This window comes from Curvibacter sp. GW821-FHT09D12 (assembly GCF_059416245.1).
In genome coordinates this window covers 1-18187 of sequence record NZ_JBWKOU010000008.1, presented here as the reverse complement: position 1 = coordinate 18187, position 18187 = coordinate 1, and the positions used below count along the sequence as shown (strand labels likewise).

Below are 18187 nucleotides of genomic sequence, written 5' to 3'. Positions count from 1 at the left end.
GCTCATTCCTCTGCCTTGATCGGGATGGTGCGCTTCTTCTTGGCACCGAACAGGCTGGTGTCGCTGGCGCCGTCCGAGCAGCCGTTGCCGAACGAGAAGCCGCAGCCGCCGCGCACATCGAAGGTGTTCTCGGCGTACTCGCGGTGGGTGCTGGGGATGACAAAGCGGTCTTCGTAGTTGGCGATGGCCATGATGTCGTACATGTCCTGCACCGTGGCGGCGTCCAGGCCGACCTGGTTCAGCACCGCGGTGTTCTCCACCTGGTCCACATGGCGCGAGCGCATGTAGGCCCGCATGGCCAGCATGCGTTCCAGCGCCCGCATCACGGGGCCGGTGTCGCCTGCGGTCAGCAGGTTGGCCAGGTACTGAACGGGGATGCGCAGCTGGTTCACATCCGGGATCTCGCCGTTCACACCCAGATCGCCCGAGTTGGCGGCGGCCTGGATGGGCGACAGCGGGGGCACATACCAGACCATGGGCAGGGTGCGGTATTCGGGGTGCAGGGGCAGGGCCACCTTCCAGTCGACGGCCATCTTGTAGACCGGGCTGTTGCGCGCCGCGGTCAGCCAGGCTTCGGGCACGCCGTCACGGCGGGCCTGCTCGATCACGGCCGGATCGTGCGGGTCGAGGAACACGTCGAGCTGGGCCTGGTACAGGTCGCGGTCGTGTTCGGTCTGGGCCGCCTGCTCGATGCGGTCGGCGTCATACAGCAGCACGCCCAGGTAGCGGATGCGGCCCACGCAGGTCTCGGAGCACACGGTGGGTTGACCGGCTTCGATGCGGGGGTAGCAGAAGATGCACTTTTCGGCCTTGCCGCTTTGCCAGTTGTAGTAGATCTTCTTGTACGGGCAGCCTGACACGCACATGCGCCAGCCGCGGCACTTGTCCTGGTCGATCAGCACGATGCCGTCTTCCTCGCGCTTGTAGATCGAGCCCGAGGGGCAGCTGGCCACGCAGGTCGGGTTCAGGCAGTGCTCGCACAGGCGCGGCAGGTACATCATGAAGGTGTTCTCGAACTGCCCGTAGATGTCCTTCTGGATCGCGTCGAAGTTCTTGTCCTTGCTGCGCTTGCTGAATTCGCCGCCCAGGATCTCCTCCCAGTTCGGGCCCCATTCGATCTTCTCCATGCGCTGCCCGGTGATCAGGCTGCGCGGGCGCGCCGTGGGCGGTGCCTTGGACTTGGGCGCGCTTTGCAGGTGCTCGTAGTCGAAGGTGAAAGGCTCGTAGTAGTCGTCGATCTCGGGCAGGTTGGGGTTGGCAAACAGGCGCATCAACAGCTTGAGCTTGCCGCCCTGGCGGGGCTCGATGCGGCCGTCGGCCTTGCGCACCCAGCCACCGTTCCATTTGTCCTGGTTTTCCCATTCCTTGGGGTAGCCGATGCCAGGCTTGGTCTCGACGTTGTTGAACCAGGCGTATTCCACGCCGGGGCGGTTGGTCCAGACGTTCTTGCAGGTCACCGAACAGGTGTGGCAACCGATGCATTTGTCCAGGTTCAGGACCATGCCGATTTGGGCTCGGATCTTCATGCGTGTGCTCCTTGGGTGGTTTCGCCGTCGAGCCAATCGACCCGGGCCATCTTGCGCACCACCACGAACTCGTCGCGGTTGGTGCCTATCGTTCCGTAGTAGTTGAAGCCGTAGCTGAGCTGGGCGTAGCCACCGATCATGTGGGTGGGCTTGAGCACGATGCGGGTCACCGAGTTGTGGATGCCGCCGCGCGTGCCCGTGATCTCCGAGCCCGGGGTGTTGATGATCTTTTCCTGGGCGTGGTACATCATCACCATGCCGTTCTTCACCCGCTGGCTGACCACCGCGCGGGCCGCGATGGCACCGTTGGCGTTGAACAGCTCGACCCAGTCGTTGTCCACGATGCCGGCGCTCCTGGCGTCGTCCTCACTGAGCCAGACCACTGGCCCGCCACGGTTCAGCGTGAGCATCAGCAGGTTGTCCGTGTAGGTCGAGTGGATGCCCCACTTCTGGTGCGGCGTGATGAAGTTCAGCGCGATCTCGCGGTGCCCGTTGGGCTTCAGGCCCTGCACTTCGGCCAGGGTCTTCAGGTCCACCGGCGGCCGGTAGCTGACAAAACCTTCCCCGAAGGCCCGCATCCAGGGGTGATCCTGGTAGAACTGCTGGCGACCGGTCAGGGTGCGCCATGGGATCAGTTCATGCACATTGGTGTAGCCGGCGTTGTAGCTGACCTTCTCGCTCTCCAGCCCCGACCAGGTGGGCGAGGAGATGATCTTGCGCGGTTGGGCCTGGATGTCGCGGAAGCGGATCTTCTCGTCCTCGCGGTGCAGGGCCAGGTGGGCGTGTTCACGCCCGGTCTGTTTGGACAGGGCCTCCCAGGCCTTCACGGCCACATGGCCGTTGGTCTCGGGGGCCAGCATCATCACCACCTCGGCCGCGTCGATGTCGGTGTCGATCGAGGGTCGGCCCTGGCTCACGCCGGCTTCACGCACCGTGCCGTTGAGCTCGCCCAACTGGCGCACCTCGTCCTGGGTGTTCCAGCCGATGCCCTTGCCGCCGTTGCCCAGCTTGTCCATCAGCGGGCCCAGGGCGGTGAAGCGGCGGTAGGTGTTGGGGTAGTCCCGTTCGACCACCGTGATCTGCGGGGCGGTCTTGCCGGGGATCAGCTCAACCTCGCCGCGCTTCCAGTCGCGCACATCGAAGGCTTGGGCCATCTCGCCCGGGGTGTCGTGCATGATGGGTGTCAGCACCACTTCTTTTTCCACCCCCAGGTGGCCCACGCACACTTCGGAGAACTTCTTGGCAAAGCCCTTGTAGATGTCCCAGTCCGAACGCGCCTCCCAGGCCGGGTCCACGGCGGTGGACAGCGGGTGGATGAAGGGGTGCATGTCGCTGGTGTTGAGGTCGTTCTTCTCGTACCAGGTGGCCGTGGGCAGCACGATGTCCGAGTACAGGCAGGTGGTGCTCATCCGGAAGTCCAGCGTCACCAGCAGGTCGAGCTTGCCCTGGGGAGCCTCGGCGTGCCAGCGCACCTCTTGCGGCCGCGCTTCATCGCTGCCCAAAGCTTTGCCCTGCACGCCGTGGGTGGTGCCCAGCAGGTGCTTGAGAAAATACTCATGCCCCTTGCCGCTCGATCCCAGGATGTTGGAGCGCCACACAAACATGTTGCGCGGCCAGTTGGCCGGGTCGTCCGGGTCTTCGCAAGACATCTGCAACGCGCCGTTCTTCAACGCGTCGACCACATGGTCCTTGGCGTCCAGCCCCTGGGCGCTGGCATCCCGGCACACCTGCAGCGGGTTGGTCTTGAGTTGGGGTGCGCTGGGCAGCCAGCCCATGCGTTCGGCGCGCACGTTGTAGTCGATCATGCTGCCGCCGAACTGGGTCTTGTCGGCCAGCGGCGACAGCACCTCTTCCACCCCCAGCTTTTCGTATCGCCACTGGTCGGTGTGCGCGTAGAAGAAGCTGGTCGAGTTTTGCTGCCGCGGCGGGCGTGACCAGTCCAGTGCGAAGGCCAGCGCCGTCCAGCCGGTCTGCGGGCGCAGCTTTTCCTGCCCCACATAGTGGGCCCAGCCTCCCCCGGATTGGCCGATGCAGCCGCACATCATCAGCATGTTGATGATGCCGCGGTAGTTCATGTCGCTGTGGTACCAGTGGTTCATGGCCGCGCCGATGATGACCATGGACTTGCCCCGGGTCTTGTCGGCGTTGTCGGCAAACTGGCGCGCCACGGTCAGCACCTGGTGGCGCGGCACGCCGGTGATCTGCTCCTGCCACGCCGGGGTGTAGGGCAGGTTGTCGTCGTACGAGGCAGCGCCGTCGTCCACCAGGTCGCCGGCCGCATTGCGCAGGCCCCGGTGCACGCCGTAGCTGGCCACCTGCAGGTCGAACACCGTGGCCACCCAGACTTCGCGTGGCACACCGTCTTGCTGCACCAGCACGCGTTGCATGGGCACGTTGCGCAGCAGCACGTCACCTTGTTTGTTGGCGGTGAACTGGGGCGACTCGATGCCGCCAAAGTAGGGGAAGGCCACCTTGTTCACGCTGCTCGTGGCTGGGGTGCTGCCACCGGCCCCTTCCAGCACCGAGAGCTTGAGCTGCACCGGCCGGCCCTCGGTGCCTTCGCGGCTCTCCAGGTTCCAGCGGCCCTGGTCGGGTCGGCCTTCGGCGCCCCAGCGGAAGCCGATCGAACCCTGCGGCTGCACCACCTGGCCTTCATCGTCCCAGGCCAGGGTCTTCCAGTCGGCGTTGGCCGTGGCGGCACTGGCGCTGAGGTCGCTGGCGCGCAGGTAACGGCCCGGCACCAGGGCGCGACCGGCCGGGGTGTCCTGCTCCTGCAGCATCACCAGCATGGGCAGATCGGTGTAGCGGCGCGCGTAGTCGTCAAAGTAGGCGCTGCGCTTGTCGAAGTAGAACTCTTTCAGGATCACATGGCCCATGGCCATGGCCACAGCGGCATCGGTGCCCTGCTTGGGGTGCATCCACAGGTCGGCGAGCTTGGAGATCTCGGCGTAGTCGGGCGTCACGGCCACGGTCTTGGCGCCCTTGTAGCGCACCTCGGTGAAGAAGTGCGCGTCGGGGGTGCGCGTCTGCGGCACATTGGAGCCCCAGGCGATGATGAAGGTCGAGTTGTACCAGTCGGCCGATTCGGGCACGTCGGTCTGCTCGCCCCAGACCTGCGGGCTGGCGGGCGGCAGGTCGCAGTACCAGTCGTAGAAGCTCATGCACACGCCCCCGATCAGGCTCAGGTAGCGGCTGCCGGCGGCATACGACACCATCGACATGGCCGGGATCGGCGAGAAGCCGATGATGCGGTCAGGGCCGTGGGCCTTGATGGTGTACACGTTGGCCGAGGCAATGATCTCGTTGACCTCGTCCCAGCTGCTGCGCACAAAGCCACCCAGGCCGCGCTGGGTCTGCCAGCTGCGGCGCACCTCGTCATTGGCCATCAGGGTCGCCCAGGCGTCCACCGGGCTCTTGGCCACGGTGCGGGCGGCACGCCAATGCTTGAGCAACTCGCCCCGCACCATGGGGTGCTTGACGCGGTTGGCGCTGTACAGGTACCACGAATAGCTGGCGCCGCGGGCGCAGCCGCGCGGCTCGTGGTTGGGCAGGTCGGGGCGGGTGCGCGGGTAGTCGGTCTGCTGGGTCTCCCAGGTCACGATGCCGCCTTTGACATAGATCTTCCACGAGCATGAGCCCGTGCAGTTCACGCCGTGGGTCGAGCGCACGATCTTGTCGTGTTGCCAGCGGTTGCGGTAGGCGTCCTCCCAGGTGCGGTCTTCACCGGTGGTGACGCCGTGGCCGTTGGAAAAGGGTTCGCGGGCCTGGGCAAAAAAGCTCAGTCGGTCCAGAAAATGACTCATGGAATGGCTCCGTTGGGGTCGGTTCGGGGGGCGTGCTCAGCAGGGCACATCGGCATCGCGGCGGGCGTAGAACCACCAGGTGGCCACGATGCACAGCAGGTAAAAGACGATGAAGGTCAGCAGCGCCAGCTCAGGGCCGCCGGTGCTGGCGATCGACGAGCCATAGCTCTTGGGGATGAAAAAGCCGCCATAGGCCGCCACGGCGGCGCTGAAGCCCAGCACGGCGGCCGATTCGGTGTTGCCTTCCTTGACGGCCTGGGCCTGGGCCACCTCATCGTTGCGCGGTGCGCGGCGGGTCTTCAGGTCGATGAAGATCACCGGGATCATGCGGAAGGTGGAGCCATTGCCGACCCCAGTGGTGAAGAACAGCACCAGGAACATCAGGAAAAAGCCCGTGAAGCTGCCCTCGGCCGGGCCCCAGGGCAGGGCCAGGCTGCTGCCCGTGCCCTTGGGCAGGAAGAACAGCACCCCGACCACCGCCAGGGCCATCACCACGAAGTTCCACAGCGTGACGCGGGCGCCGCCCAGTTTGTCGGCCAGCCAGCCGCCCACGGGGCGGATCAGGGCCCCCACCAGCGGTCCCATCCAGGCGTAGGCCAGCGGGTTCACGTCCTTGAACTGCGACTTGATGAGCAGCGGAAAGCCGGCGGCATAGCCGATGAACGAGCCGAAGGTGCCCAGGTACAGCAGGCACATCACCCAGTTGTGCGGGTTGCGGAAGATGGCCGCCTGTGCCGCGAACGAGGCCTTGGCGTCGGCGATGTCGTTCATGAAGAACCAGGCGGCCACGGCGGTCAGCGCAATCCACGGCACCCACACGAAGGCGGCATTCTGCGCCCACACGTCGATCACCTGGCCCGCCTTGCTGATGTGTTGGGGCTCGCCGCCGAGCACACCGAACACGCCCACCGAGATGATGATGGGGCTGAGAAACTGCACCACCGACACCCCCAGGTTGCCCAGGCCGGCGTTCACGCCCAGCGCCGAGCCCTTGCGCTCTTTCGGGAAAAAGAAACTGATGTTGGCCATCGACGACGAGAAATTGCCGCCGCCCAGGCCGCACAGCAGGGCCAGCATCAGCATGGTGGGGTAGGGCGTGTTGGGGTCTTGCACCGCGATGCCGATGCCGATGGCGGGCAACAGCAGCGAGGCGGTGGAGATCGCTGTCCAGCGCCGCCCGCCCACCAGGGGCACCATGAACGAGTAGAAGATGCGCAGCGTGGCGCCCGACAGGGCCGGTGCCGAGGCCAGCCAGAACAACTGGTTGGTGGAGTACTTGAAGCCCATCAGGGGCAGGTTCACGGCCACCACGCTCCACAGCTGCCAGATGGCAAAGGCCAGGAACAGGGCCGGCACCGACAGCCACAGATTGAGCTTGGCGATGGCCTGGCCCTGCGAGGCCCAGAAGGCCTTGTCTTCCGGGGTCCAGACCGCCAGGGTCTTGCCGGGGCGGGCGCGCTGGGGCGCCACGGTCTTGCTTGACATGGGGATTCCTTTTGAAGGGGTTGTCGGGGGGGGGCTGCTCAGGCCGGGTTGCCGCGCAGCACGTCGCGGCTGCGCACTTCGGTGAAGTACATCCAGATCAGCGAGACCCAGACCACGCCGTAGAGCAGCATGAAAGCGCTGGAGCGCACGCCCGTGAGGTCGAGCAGCACGCCGAACAGGATCGGCAGCACAAAGCCGCCCAGGCCACCGGCGAGGCCCACCACGCCCGAGATGGCGCCGATGTTGCCGGGGTAGTCATCGCTGATGTACTTGAACACGCTGGCCTTGCCGAAGGCAAACGCAATGCCCAGGGTGAACATCAGGGCCGTGAAGCTGTAGACGTTGAGCCCGATGTGGAAGCTGCGCACCCCGTTGACGGTGGTGATGCTGAAGTCGGTCTGCGGGTAGCTCAGCAGGAACAGGCAGATCCAGCTCACCCACAGCACCCACCAGGTGATCTGGTGCGCGCCGTGCTTGTCAGACAGGTAGCCACCGATGGCGCGCAGCACGCCCCCGGGCAGCGAGAAGCAGGCGGCCAGCAGGGCGGCCCAGCGGATGTCCAGGCCATACTCGCCCACGTAGTACTGCACCATCCACAGGCTCAGGCCCACATAGCCGCCGAACACGATGCTGTAGTACTGGCAGTACTTGAGCACGCGCGGGTCCTTCAGCGTCTTGAGCTGTTCGCCCCAGCTGGTCTTGCTGGCCACCAGGTGGCTGGGGTCGCTGGCGCTGCCGAACCAGAACAGCACGGCCACGCCAAGCATGATGGCGGCATACACCTGCGGCACCACCGCCCAGCCAAAGGCCACGATCAGGGCCGGGGCCACAAACTTGTTGACGGCGGCACCCGAGTTGCCGGCGCCGAACACGCCCATGGCAAAGCCCTGCTGGTGCTTGGGGAACCAGCGCGCCACGTAAGGGGTGCCCACCGAGAACACGCCACCGGCCAGGCCCACGAACAGGCCCAGCACCAGAAACTGCCAGTACTGGGTGGCGTAGCTCATGAGCCAGATCGGCAGCACGCAGGCCAGGAGGGTGCCCATCATCACGATGCGCCCGCCAAAGCGGTCGGTCCACACCCCCAGGGGCACACGAACCAGCGAACCCGTGAGCACCGGCATGGCCGTCAACAGGCCGAATTCGGTGGCGTTGAGGCCCAGGGTCTTGCGGATCGGGATGCCGATGACGCCGAACATCATCCAGACCATGAAGCACACCGTGAAGGCGAGCGTGCTGACGGTCAGTACCGAAAGCGCTTTGCCGCGTGAAGACATGGGGGAACCTCCTTTTGAGTGGTCCCCAGTGTCAAAAAATCAGTGCGCCGTGAACATCCTGCTTCCGGGCAGGCACCATCCTCCGAAAGGAGTAGCCCGAGCGTCAGCTTTGATCTGGATCAGTCACGGCGTACACCGCGGCCTGCACCCGCGAGCTCAGGTTGAGCTTGCGGAAGATGTGTTGCACGTGGATCTTGACCGTGGTCTCGGCGATCTTGAGGGTGCGGGCGATCTCTTTGTTGCTGGCGCCACGCGCGATCTCGCGCAGAATCTCGCGCTCGCGGGGCGACAGCTTGGACGCTGCCAGCGCCGATTCGGACGGGCGCACCTGCGGCTCAGGGGGGGGCGCCTCAGCAGGTTCAGCGTTGAAGTCTGGCGCCGGGGCTGCCGCCACGGCCTGCCGGTAGGCGGCAAACAATTTGCCCGTCATCTCGGGCGAGACCACCGACTGGCCCTCGCGCACCCGGCGGATCGAGGCCACCAGCTCGTCGCCATCCACCGTCTTGAGCAGGTAGCCGCTGGCGCCACGCGCCAGGGCCTGCGACAGGTCTTCGGCATCCTCGCTCACCGTGAGCATGATGACCTGGGGCGTGGGCGACAGCGCCATCAACTGGGGCAGCACATCGACCCCGTGCACGCCGGGCAGGTGGTTGTCCAGCAGCACCACCTCTGGCGCGTGCTGGGCGGCCAGCTTCAGGGCTTCGCCCGCATCGGTGGCTTCGGCCACCACCTGCAGGCTGGGCTGCTGAGACAGCAAGGCCACCAGGCCGCGACGGAACAGTTTGTGGTCGTCGACCACCAGCAGTCGGATCGGAGGAGGCAGGGTCATGTCACAGGGGCTTCGTGGGTCTGGGCCGCAGCAGGCTGCGGATTCTGAGGCAGGCGCAAGGTCACGCAGGTGCCCTGGTGGCCCGATTCGAGGGTCAGTTGCGCGCCGATGCGTTCGGCACGCTCGCGCATGATGCGCAGTCCCACATGGGTGCCATCGGGCGGGCCGCCCCGGGCGTCAAAGCCCAGGCCATCGTCGCGGATGGTGACTTGCCATTGCGGGTGGGTGTCGACACACACCTCGACCTGGCGGGCGTGGGCATGCTTGCGGATGTTGGACAACGCCTCCTGCACGATGTGCAGCACCTGCACCTGTACATCGGGCGCAATCGGCAGGCCTTCGCCGTGGATGGACAGGCTGGGCCGGATGCCGGCCTGCAGCTCGAACTTGGAGAGAGTCTCGCGCAGTGCGGGCTCCATGTCCTCGGCATGGGTGTTGGTGCGAAAGTGCAGCAGCAGTTCGCGCACATCGCTGTAGCTTTCGCGGATGCCGGCGTCCAGCTCATCGAGGGTGGCCTCGACGGCCGCCGGGCGCGAGTCGTTCATGGCGCTGCGCAGCAACTGCATCTGGATCTTCAGAAAGGCCAGTGACTGGGCGATGGAGTCGTGAAGCTCGCGGGCCAGCATCTGGCGCTCGTCGGCCACGGCCGATTCGCGCGCCAGTGCGGCGCTGCGCAGGTTTTCCATGGCCCCCGCCAGGTGGCTGGCAAGGGCTTCGAACAGGCTGCGCTCCTCAGGGCCCAGCACCGTGTCGTGGCGGTAGAAGAGTTCAATCTCGCCCAGCACCCGCTGGTGCCAGGTCAGGCTGACCGTCACCAGGGTTCTGAAGCCGGCGCGCTCGCAATGCTGCTGCACCCGCTGGCTGGCACCGTCGGGTGGGGTCAGCCGCGACGCATCCAGGATGGGGATCACCTTCAGTGGCTGGGCCATTGCGCGTTCGGACGATGCGCCACACAGGCAGTCCCCGGTGAGCACGCAGTGCTCTTCTTCCACCATCACCTTGGGCAGGCAATCGCTGGCCAGCAGCACATAGCGCTGGTTGGCCTCGTCTGACCAGCGAATGGCCACCGCGTCGGCCTCCGCAATGCTGCGCAACTGGCGTGAAAACCCCTGGGCCAGGGCTTGCAGGGTGTCCGCCTGGGCCACAAAGGTGGCGGTCTCGTACAGGGTGCGCAGGCGTTGCTGTTCCAGTTGCAGGCGGGCCGTTTTCTCTCGTACCTTGCCTTCCAGCCCGCTGTAAAGGTCTTGCAGGCGCTCAGCCATGCGGTTGAAGCCTTCGGCCAGGGCGCCCAGTTCGTCGTGGCTGGCCACCTGGACGCGGGTGCCGAAGTCGCCCTGCTCGATGCGGCCCAGGCTGCGCTGCAGTCGGCGCACCGGGTCCAGCACCAGCACATGGCCCACGTACAACAGCACCAGGGCACTGAGCAGGGCCAGCGACATCATCACCAGCTGCAGCGTGCGCAGCAGGGTGGTCCATTGCGCCAGGTGCAGCTCGATGGCCGAGACAAAGCTGTCCACCTCATGCACAAAGTCGTCCACCTGCAGGCTCAGCCCGGGGCCAGGTCGCTGGACGGCCAGTTCACCGGCCAGCTCGCGCAGGGGTTGCCAGCGCCGCTGCACCAGCTCGAAATGGGCCCTTGTGTCCTGGTCCCAGGGCACGGCCAGGGGGCGGGCGGGGTCACCATCGCGCAGCAGGCTCAGGCTGGCGTCAAAGTCCTGCAGTTGGCCTTGCACCTGCTGATTCAGCTCGGCCCGGCCCGTGTCGGGCACCGGGGTCTGCAGGCGCAGGGCCAGCCGGTAGCTTTGCATGCGCATGCGCCCGGCTTCGTTGACGGCGGCGGCACCGCCCTCCAATTGCCAGGTCACCCACAGCGTGAGCCCGACCGAGGCCAGCGCCAGCACCAGGCACAGCCCGCCGATGCCCATCAGCTTGGAAGCCAGGCCCAGGCCCGAGAGGCGGGCGCGCAGCCGGACCCGTGCCGGGTCTGAGGCTGGCGGCATCGGTTCTGGCTCCAAGGGCTCCGGCGGCAGGCTCAATCCATTCTCCAATCGTTTGCAGCATGAATTGTGCGCTTTGGTGATTTGGTGATGTCCTTCATCCGCCGGTTTGCGCCATGAATCGCATCACATGCTGGGGTTGCTCTTGAAACACATGGCGCTCGGGCTTTGCCGCGATGCCCGCATGAAGCGCCTTCAACAACTCGGCGTCGCTGGCACCGGCCCGCAGCATCGGGCCCAGCGGCACCCGGTCGTTCTGCCCCAGGCAAAGGTAAAGGGTGCCGTCCACCCCCAGGCGCACGCGGTTGCAGGTGGCGCAGAAGTGCTGCGACAGGGGCGTGATCACGCCCAGGCTGGCGCGACCGTCCGGGCTGGCCCAGTAGCGTGCGGGGCCCCCGCCCTGGCCCATCACGCAAGGCAGCAGGCCGTGCTGCTGCGCCAGGCTTTGGCCCAGGGCACTGAGGTCGGGCGGCGCCACAGCCTGGCCAGTGGTGCCCATGGGCATGGGCTCGATCAGCCGCAACACATGGCCATGGGCCATGGCGAAGGCCAGCACGCTCGCCACCTCGTCGAGGTTCACGCCCGGTTGCACCACCATGTTGAGTTTGATGGGGCTGAAGCCTGCGGCCTGGGCCGCCTGCAGGCCCTCCAGCACGCTGCCCAGCGCGTCACGTCCGGTGATGCGGGCAAAACAGCCCCGGTCCAGGGTGTCCAGGCTGATGTTGAGGCGCTGCAGGCCGGCTTCGCGCAATTCGCGGGCCAGCCGGGCCAGTTGGGTGCCGTTGCTGGACAAGGACAGATCGCGCAGGCCCGGCAAGGCCGCGATGCCGCGCACCAGCCCGGTCAGACCACCCCGCAGCAGCGGCTCACCGCCGGTGAGTCGCACCTTGGACACGCCGCTGCGCACAAACAGGCCCAGCAGGCGCAGCAGCTCGGGCGGGCGCAGCCAGTGGGCCGGCTCTTCGTAGCCTTTGAAGCCTTTGGGCAGGCAATAGGTGCAGCGCAGATCGCACCGGTCGGTGATGGAGACGCGCAAATAATCGATGCGCCGCCCGAAGGTATCGACCAGGGCCGGCAGGAGGGGATCAGACATGGTGCTTGACTGTAGGCATGACGGGGGCTGCGCGCCATTACCCGGAAGGAGGATGGTCTGGACCACTGCGCCCCGGGGCCTGGGGTATCACGCCACCAGGTCGGCGGGGCGAAGGGCGCCCAACATCCAACGCATCAGATCCTGCACCGGGCGGATGTGCGAGCCAAACGGCAGGTGTCCGGCACCTCTGAAAAACAAGCCCTTGCCCGGGTCCCCGCGCAAGGCATGACCCAGGGCCCGGTCGATGCAGAACTGGCCCACGCTGGCGTCGCCGTCGCGCAGGCCACAGTGGGCCAGGCAGTCAAAGGCCAGGGTGCAGCGTGGCTTGGGATGGGCCACCGCCTTCAGGCGGGGTTCGAGGCGCAGGTACTTGTCGAGCCAGGGCGTGCGCACGGCGCGGGCGGGCAGGCCGGCCACGCTGGTGAACTCCACCAGGTCTTCGGGCCGGGCCTGAGCCAGGATGTGCTTGAACGCGAGATCCGCATCGCACTCTTCGGTCACGGCAAAGGCGGTGCCCATTTGCACTGCGGCGGCGCCCATGGATTGCCAGCGACGCAGTTCCTCCTGACTGCCGATGCCCCCGGCCACGATCAGGGGAATGTCGCGCTCCAGGCCGGCACTCTGGAAAAAGGCCTGCACCTGGGGCAGCACCACGTCGAAGTCAAAGCGGGTGTCTTGCAGGTCGGCCACTCGGGCCGCGCCCAGGTGCCCACCCGCCAGCCGTGGGTGTTCGATGATGATGGCGTCAGGCAGGCGGCCCTTCTTGTCCCATTTGCGCACCAGCAACTGCACGCCCCGGGCGTCCGACAGGATGGGGATCAGGGCGGTCTGCGGGTGCTCGCGCGCCAGGTCGGGCAGGTCGAGCGGCAGCCCGGCGCCCACCACCAGGGCATCCACCCCGCAGGCCAGCGCCTGGCGGACGTAGGCCTCGTATTCGCTGAGGGCCTTCATGACATTGACGGCAATCACGCCCTGACCCCCGGCCACTTCGCGGGCCCGGCGGATTTCGCGCGCCAGCGCCTCCAGGTTGGCGGCATCGATGCGTTGCTTGGCATCGGGTTCGTGTTCAAGGTGCCGGGTCTGCTCAAACAGATCGGCATGTTTGCGCCGCAGATCGACCGATGAAATCGTGCCCATCGCGCCCAAGCGGGCCACGGCCCCCGCGAGGCCCCCGGCCGACACCCCCACGCCCATGCCCCCCTGTACCACGGGCAGCAGGCTGCGCCCCTTGAGTGACCAGGGCCGCAAATTGTTTTGATGGCACAAGGCCTGCATTGACTGACTGGGGCAGTCGCCCTCGGGCAGCGAAGAAATCCCGGACTCGAAGGTCGGGGCGGAAGAGACTGACGGTGCCATGGGCACTCCTTTACAACGAAAGCGGAAGCTCGGTCCGTGAAGGGCGGCGGTCTGTGCGACGGCGGCCCAGCACCTGGACGATGTGGACGCCTTGATCCGTATGAACCAGGCGGGGATGCACGCCCATGCCCCAGGCAGGTTCGCGCATTTCGAACAACTCATTGAGCATCTCGGGGGCGCAGTCCTGAGGGCGCACCCAGCCCAATTCACCGCCTCTGTGCGCCGATGGGCAGGCGGACCATTGGCGTGCCAGGCGGGCGAACTGGTCTGGCTCGGCCTGGGCGCTGGTGAGGGCCAGCAAGACCCGTTCGGCCTGCAGGCGCAGGGCATGGGCATCCTGCCCGGGGGCCTGGGCAAACAGGATGTGGCACAGGTACACGCTCGGGCCCGCTTGCGCCGGCAGGGCCTCAGGCGGTTCGTGCAAGGGGCGGTCAGGTCGGTGTGACATGGCGAAACACGCGGTTCAGTCACTGGCACAGGCGTCGGGTCTGCTGGCTGAGGTGCAGGCTTGGATGCCTGAACCTCGGAGCAGGTTCGAGACCTTTGCCAGTGGGGAGTCAACAAGGCTTCTCTGTAAAATGTATTTTTTGTGAATCATATGTGGCTTGCCGTTTCTGTCGACCGATTTTTGAAGACCCTGCGGCGAACAAGGCCTCAAGTGCGGCGCAGCTTCCTTGGCCCCGAGCTTCTGGGGTAAGCCCTGCGTGGCGCGGCTGACGCGAGGGTGGGGTGCACATCAGGTCGATTTGAGCCACCTGGGTTCGGGGTAAATTGCCAGGGTGAATCCGCAACCAACTCAGACCAAAACGCTGCCAGCGCAGCGAGTGCCTGGCCCAAGGTCCGTGCGGCCTGCTGTGGGCTGGGCGCGCTGGCTTCCGTGCCTTCAGAGGGTCCGCCACTACCCGATCGGATGGCTGGGGCATGACCTCGTGGCCGGTCTGGCGCTGACCGCGGTGTTGGTTCCGGTGGGCATTGCTTACGCGGTCGCCTCTGGGCTGCCCGGCATCTGCGGCTTGTATGCCACTCTGGCTGGCCTGCTGGCGTATGCCTTGTTCGGGCCGAGTCGCATCCTGGTGTTGGGCCCGGATTCCTCGCTGGCCGCCCTGATCCTGGCCGTGGTGTTGCCGCTTTCGGCGGGCGATCCCCAACGGGCGGTCGCGCTGGCCAGCATGATGGCGCTGGTGTCGGGCGCGCTGTGCATCGGTGCCGGCGCCCTGCGATTGGGCTTTGTCACCGAGTTGTTGTCCAAGCCGATCCGGTACGGTTACATGAACGGTATCGCACTGACCGTGATCGTCAGTCAGTTGCCGGGACTGTTCGGCTTCAGTGTCGATGGCCGCGGGCTGTTGGGCGAGGCCTGGCAATTCGGATGGGCCCTGGCGGCGGGCCAGTCGAACCCCAGAGCGCTGCTCATTGGTGCGGGTACCTTGCTGGCGCTTCTTCTGCTCAGGCGGTATCCACGCGCGCCAGGTGTCTTGATCGGCGTACTGGGGGCCACTCTGGTTGTCACCCTGCAGGACTTGGCGTTGACCGACGGCCAGGCAGGTGTGCCTGTACTCGGCGCATTGCCCCAGGGACTCCCCCACTTCTCGCTGCCATGGATCGGCTCCAACGACGTCGCGCCGGTGCTGCTGGGTGGGCTGGCGGTGGCGCTGATCTCGTTCGCCGACACCAGCGTGTTGTCGCGAACCTATGCCGGTCGTTCGGGCACCCATGTTGATCCCAATCAGGAGATGGTTGGCCTGGGGGCCGCCAATCTGGCTGCAGGGCTGTTCCAGGGCTTTCCGATCAGTGTCAGTGCCTCACGCACGCCGGTGGCCGAGGCCGCGGGGGCAAAAACGCAGCTGGCCGGTGTCGTCGGGGCCTGTGCGGTGGGCGCTCTGTTGTTGCTGGCACCCGGTCTGGTGCGCAACGTGCCGGTCGCGGCGCTGTCTGCCGTGGTGATCGCCTCTGCCATCGGACTCATCGAAATCAGTGACCTGCGCCGCATCTGGCGAATCCAGCGCTGGGAGTTCTGGTTGTCCATTGGCTGCCTGCTCGGCGTGGCACTGCTGGGAGCCATACCGGGCATTGGTTTGGCGATTGTCGCTGCGGTCATCGAATTCCTGTGGGATGGCTGGCGCCCCTACTCAGCCGTGCTGGGCAGGGTAGACGGCGTCAAGGGGTATCACGACATCATTCGCCACCCAGAGGCCCGGGTGGTGCCAGGGCTGGTGCTGTTCCGGTGGGATGCGCCGCTGTTCTTCGCCAACGCCGAGTTGTTTCGAGACCGCGTGCTGGAGGTGGTCGCCAACTCCCCCACGCCGGTTCGTTGGGTGGTTGTCGGTGCCGAGCCGATGACCAGTGTGGACGTGACCTCAGCCGATGTGCTTGACGAACTCGACCAGACGCTGCACCAGGCGGGCATTGAGCTGTGCTTTGCAGAAATGAAGGGCCCCGTCAAAGACAAGCTCAAGCGCTTTGGGCTGTTTTCCAGACTCGGCGAGCAACGCTTTTTTCCGACGCTCGGAGAAGCGGTGAAGCGCTATCTCGTGGCTGAGTCTGTGGCGTGGGAGGACTGGGAGGATCGCGCCGGGGAGGCCACGCCCGGGAGGCCGAACGAAGCCTCCACGGCCCTTTTGAGCGATCCATCGGCAGCAGCCCGATGATGAGCCAGGGGCCGCTTGGCAACGGTCGAGCCCCTTTTGACGCCAAGTCGCATGCACGCCTGGGCGAAATCCGTCTGCCGTGCGATGGCCCGGGTGGCTCGACAGCCTTCAAACGTGTTGTTGGTGGTGACGTTCATCCCGCGGGTTTGAGCAAAGCCTCACTGGGGCTGAATGCCCAGCTCCCGGAGCTTGCGGGTCACCACTTCGAACTCAGGCTTGAAATCATCTGCAAACTGCTCGGGCGTCGAGTTCATGACTTCAAAACCTCGGCCATTGAGCAACTGGCTCATCTCGGGGGTGCCCACGATGGCCCGCACCTCGCGCGCCAGGCGGTCAACGATGGGGGCCAGTGTCTTGGCCGGGCTCAGCAGACTGATCCAGATGCTGGTGTCGTAGATCGGGTCGGCCATGCCCAGTTCGCGCAGGGTGGGCACCTGAGGCAGCGAGGTGGATCGTTGACGCCCCATCACGGCCAGCGGGATCAGCTTGCCGGTCGGGGCATGCTGCATAGCACTGCCCACCGATGAGTAGCCCAGCTCCACCGTGCCAGCGAGCAGGTCCGAGATCACAGGTGCCTCGCCCCGTTGAGCCACATGCACCATGCCCGCCTTGAGGCTGCGGTTCAGCGTTTCGCCCTGCAAATGGCCCAGGCCGCCGATTCCCCACGACGCATAGCTCAGTGACAGGCCTCCACCGGCCACCTTGGCTTTCAAATCAGCCAGGCTCTTGATGCCCGAGCCGGGATGGGTCGAGAGCAGGGTCGGGCTGCGCACCAATAATCTTTGCCAGAAACTTGGGACTACGCGTTAAACACTGTATCGAGACTTGTCTACCTAGAAAGGGCTGCGTTCTGATGGGGCTAAACTACTTAATCGCGCTTGAGTGGTCTCTCGGGCTGATGAAGACCTCAAGGACTGTGATTGATATCGGGAGAAAATAAATGAATCTATTGAAATTATTTTTTGCGGCAACATTTGGCTGCACGATGTTTTTTGCTCATGCTGCTGGTTTCCGACTCATTGAGGTCCCAACTGATAATGACAGTCCAACTCTGAGGGGGGCGGTCTGGTTTCCATGTACACAACCTCTGGGCGATGTGAAAATTGGACCTTATGTCATGTCCGTCGCCAAGGATTGTCCAGTCGTTGGCAGCAAATTTCCTCTCGTTGTGATCTCTCATGGCTGGAGTGGAACTTTTCTCAGTCATCGTGACATTGCGGAAAAATTAGCGAATTCCGGTTTTGTCGTGGCCGCCATTAATCATGGTGATAACGCGATGGATCCGAGGCGTCTTGGAGATCTATCTGTGCTGATAGAGAGACCTGATGATATCAAGAGGGTAATCGACTTCATGCTGGGTACATGGCCAGATGCTCAGAAAATTGACCCTGAAAATATCGGTTTTTTTGGCTTCTCACGCGGAGGCTACACTGGGCTTGTCGTTGCCGGAGCCAACCCTCTCGGTGAGTTGTGTCGAGACAAAAACAAGCAAGTTTGCAAGCAAGTTAAAAGGCACGAATTCCTGGAACTTACCCATGATTCTCGAATAAAAGCCGCTGCGATAGCTGATCCGCTCAGTAACTTCTTCACTGCGGAGAGCTTCAAAAATGTGAGGATCCCGATACAACTCTGGCGTTCCGAGCATGGTGGAGATGGCGTGGAGCCGGCAAGCGTTGCCGCTATTGCTCACGCATTGCCAGCGGCAGTCGAATTTCATACAGTGCCAGCTTCCCAGCATTTCGATTTCCTGCCTCCTTGCCCGCCCGAAATGGTGAAGCGTGCTCCCGAGATTTGTTCAGATCGCCAAAGCTTTGATCGAGCCTCATTTCATAAGGAATTCGATGCCCAAGTCCTAGCGTTCTTTCGTAAAAATCTGATCACCCGGTAGTAGCCAATTTCTTGCCCCGACCCACGAAGACCACCTCTGAAAGGGGTGCAGTTGTCTTTCGAAAATGGCGGCTTGCTTCGCGAACTGATCAAATCGATGTTTGAAAATTACCCAGACGTGGTTTTTCGGGCGCCCGTGCTGGCTCGCGTGCCCAAGGCCTGAATGCACATTGGCGGCTTGAAACAGCGGAGCAGTTGGCTCAGAGAGCGTAAGCGGCCAGTCCTCCCATCTTGCCCCCCATTTCCGAGGTCCCGAAGATGCCCATTTCACTTCTAAATGGACATT

At 64.8% G+C, this 18187-nt stretch carries 12 protein-coding genes; 2 read left to right on the top strand and 10 right to left on the bottom strand.

The annotated features are described in order from the left end of the window. Positions 1–2: 2 nt before the first annotated feature. From narH to AC07PT_RS14375, 9 genes are all read right to left on the bottom strand, one after another. Entirely contained in the window at positions 3–1526 is a 1524-nt protein-coding gene (gene narH, locus AC07PT_RS14415) for a nitrate reductase subunit beta (RefSeq protein WP_494657049.1), read from the bottom strand. Continuing rightward, a complete protein-coding gene (locus tag AC07PT_RS14410) occupies positions 1523–5329 on the bottom strand; it encodes a nitrate reductase subunit alpha (RefSeq protein ID WP_494657048.1) in 3807 nt (1268 codons plus the stop codon). The genes narH and AC07PT_RS14410 overlap by 4 nt, the downstream gene beginning before the upstream one ends. 36 nt (positions 5330–5365) lie before the next feature. Further along, positions 5366–6814: a NarK family nitrate/nitrite MFS transporter gene (locus AC07PT_RS14405; protein WP_494657047.1), complete on the bottom strand. Its 1449-nt coding sequence runs from the start codon at positions 6812–6814 to the stop codon at positions 5366–5368. A 38-nt stretch (positions 6815–6852) separates the two neighbouring features. Beyond that, positions 6853–8091 carry an MFS transporter gene (locus AC07PT_RS14400; RefSeq protein WP_492345960.1) on the bottom strand — a complete coding sequence of 413 codons (1239 nt, stop codon included), beginning with the start codon at positions 8089–8091 and terminating at the stop codon, positions 6853–6855. A 103-nt stretch (positions 8092–8194) separates the two neighbouring features. After that, positions 8195–8920: a response regulator gene (locus tag AC07PT_RS14395; protein ID WP_492345959.1), complete on the bottom strand. Its 726-nt coding sequence runs from the start codon at positions 8918–8920 to the stop codon at positions 8195–8197. Then, complete coding sequence (locus AC07PT_RS14390) at positions 8917–10920, bottom strand: type IV pili methyl-accepting chemotaxis transducer N-terminal domain-containing protein (protein WP_494657046.1); 2004 nt, start codon at positions 10918–10920, stop codon at positions 8917–8919. The genes AC07PT_RS14395 and AC07PT_RS14390 overlap by 4 nt, the downstream gene beginning before the upstream one ends. A 94-nt stretch (positions 10921–11014) precedes the next feature. Continuing rightward, the gene (gene moaA / locus AC07PT_RS14385) at positions 11015–12010 is read right to left on the bottom strand and encodes a GTP 3',8-cyclase MoaA (protein WP_494657045.1); all 996 of its coding nucleotides are present in this window, start codon (positions 12008–12010) and stop codon (positions 11015–11017) included. Positions 12011–12097: 87 nt separating this feature from the next. Beyond that, positions 12098–13285 (bottom strand): NAD(P)H-dependent flavin oxidoreductase, encoded by a 1188-nt coding sequence (locus tag AC07PT_RS14380; RefSeq protein ID WP_494657233.1) that lies wholly within the window; start codon positions 13283–13285, stop codon positions 12098–12100. 91 nt (positions 13286–13376) lie between these two features. Beyond that, entirely contained in the window at positions 13377–13814 is a 438-nt protein-coding gene (locus tag AC07PT_RS14375; RefSeq protein WP_492345956.1) for a peptidylprolyl isomerase, read from the bottom strand. A gap of 406 nt (positions 13815–14220) precedes the next feature. On the opposite strand from AC07PT_RS14375, the gene AC07PT_RS14370 reads away from it, so the two are divergent. Then, a complete protein-coding gene (locus tag AC07PT_RS14370; protein WP_494657044.1) occupies positions 14221–16014 on the top strand; it encodes a SulP family inorganic anion transporter in 1794 nt (597 codons plus the stop codon). A gap of 158 nt (positions 16015–16172) precedes the next feature. Here AC07PT_RS14370 and AC07PT_RS14365 read toward each other — a convergent pair whose 3' ends face one another. After that, entirely contained in the window at positions 16173–16787 is a 615-nt protein-coding gene (locus tag AC07PT_RS14365; protein WP_494657043.1) for a Bug family tripartite tricarboxylate transporter substrate binding protein, read from the bottom strand. A gap of 167 nt (positions 16788–16954) precedes the next feature. On the opposite strand from AC07PT_RS14365, the gene AC07PT_RS14360 reads away from it, so the two are divergent. Then, on the top strand, positions 16955–17902 hold the full coding sequence (locus AC07PT_RS14360) for an alpha/beta hydrolase family protein (protein ID WP_494657042.1): 948 nt from the start codon (positions 16955–16957) through the stop codon (positions 17900–17902). Positions 17903–18187: the final 285 nt, after the last annotated feature.

Excerpts from the sequence above, each read along its gene's own strand:
- AC07PT_RS14410 (WP_494657048.1), bottom strand. The coding sequence starts at position 5,329 with ATGAGTCATTTTCTGGACCGACTGAGCTTTTTTGCCCAGGCCCGCGAA.
- AC07PT_RS14405 (WP_494657047.1), bottom strand. The coding sequence starts at position 6,814 with ATGTCAAGCAAGACCGTGGCGCCCCAGCGCGCCCGCCCCGGCAAGACC.
- AC07PT_RS14395 (WP_492345959.1), bottom strand. The coding sequence starts at position 8,920 with ATGACCCTGCCTCCTCCGATCCGACTGCTGGTGGTCGACGACCACAAA.
- AC07PT_RS14390 (WP_494657046.1), bottom strand. The coding sequence starts at position 10,920 with ATGCCGCCAGCCTCAGACCCGGCACGGGTCCGGCTGCGCGCCCGCCTC.
- AC07PT_RS14400 (WP_492345960.1), bottom strand. The coding sequence starts at position 8,091 with ATGTCTTCACGCGGCAAAGCGCTTTCGGTACTGACCGTCAGCACGCTC.
- AC07PT_RS14360 (WP_494657042.1), top strand. The coding sequence starts at position 16,955 with ATGAATCTATTGAAATTATTTTTTGCGGCAACATTTGGCTGCACGATG.
- moaA (WP_494657045.1), bottom strand. The coding sequence starts at position 12,010 with ATGTCTGATCCCCTCCTGCCGGCCCTGGTCGATACCTTCGGGCGGCGC.
- AC07PT_RS14375 (WP_492345956.1), bottom strand. The coding sequence starts at position 13,814 with ATGTCACACCGACCTGACCGCCCCTTGCACGAACCGCCTGAGGCCCTG.
- narH (WP_494657049.1), bottom strand. The coding sequence starts at position 1,526 with ATGAAGATCCGAGCCCAAATCGGCATGGTCCTGAACCTGGACAAATGC.
- AC07PT_RS14380 (WP_494657233.1), bottom strand. The coding sequence starts at position 13,285 with ATGCAGGCCTTGTGCCATCAAAACAATTTGCGGCCCTGGTCACTCAAG.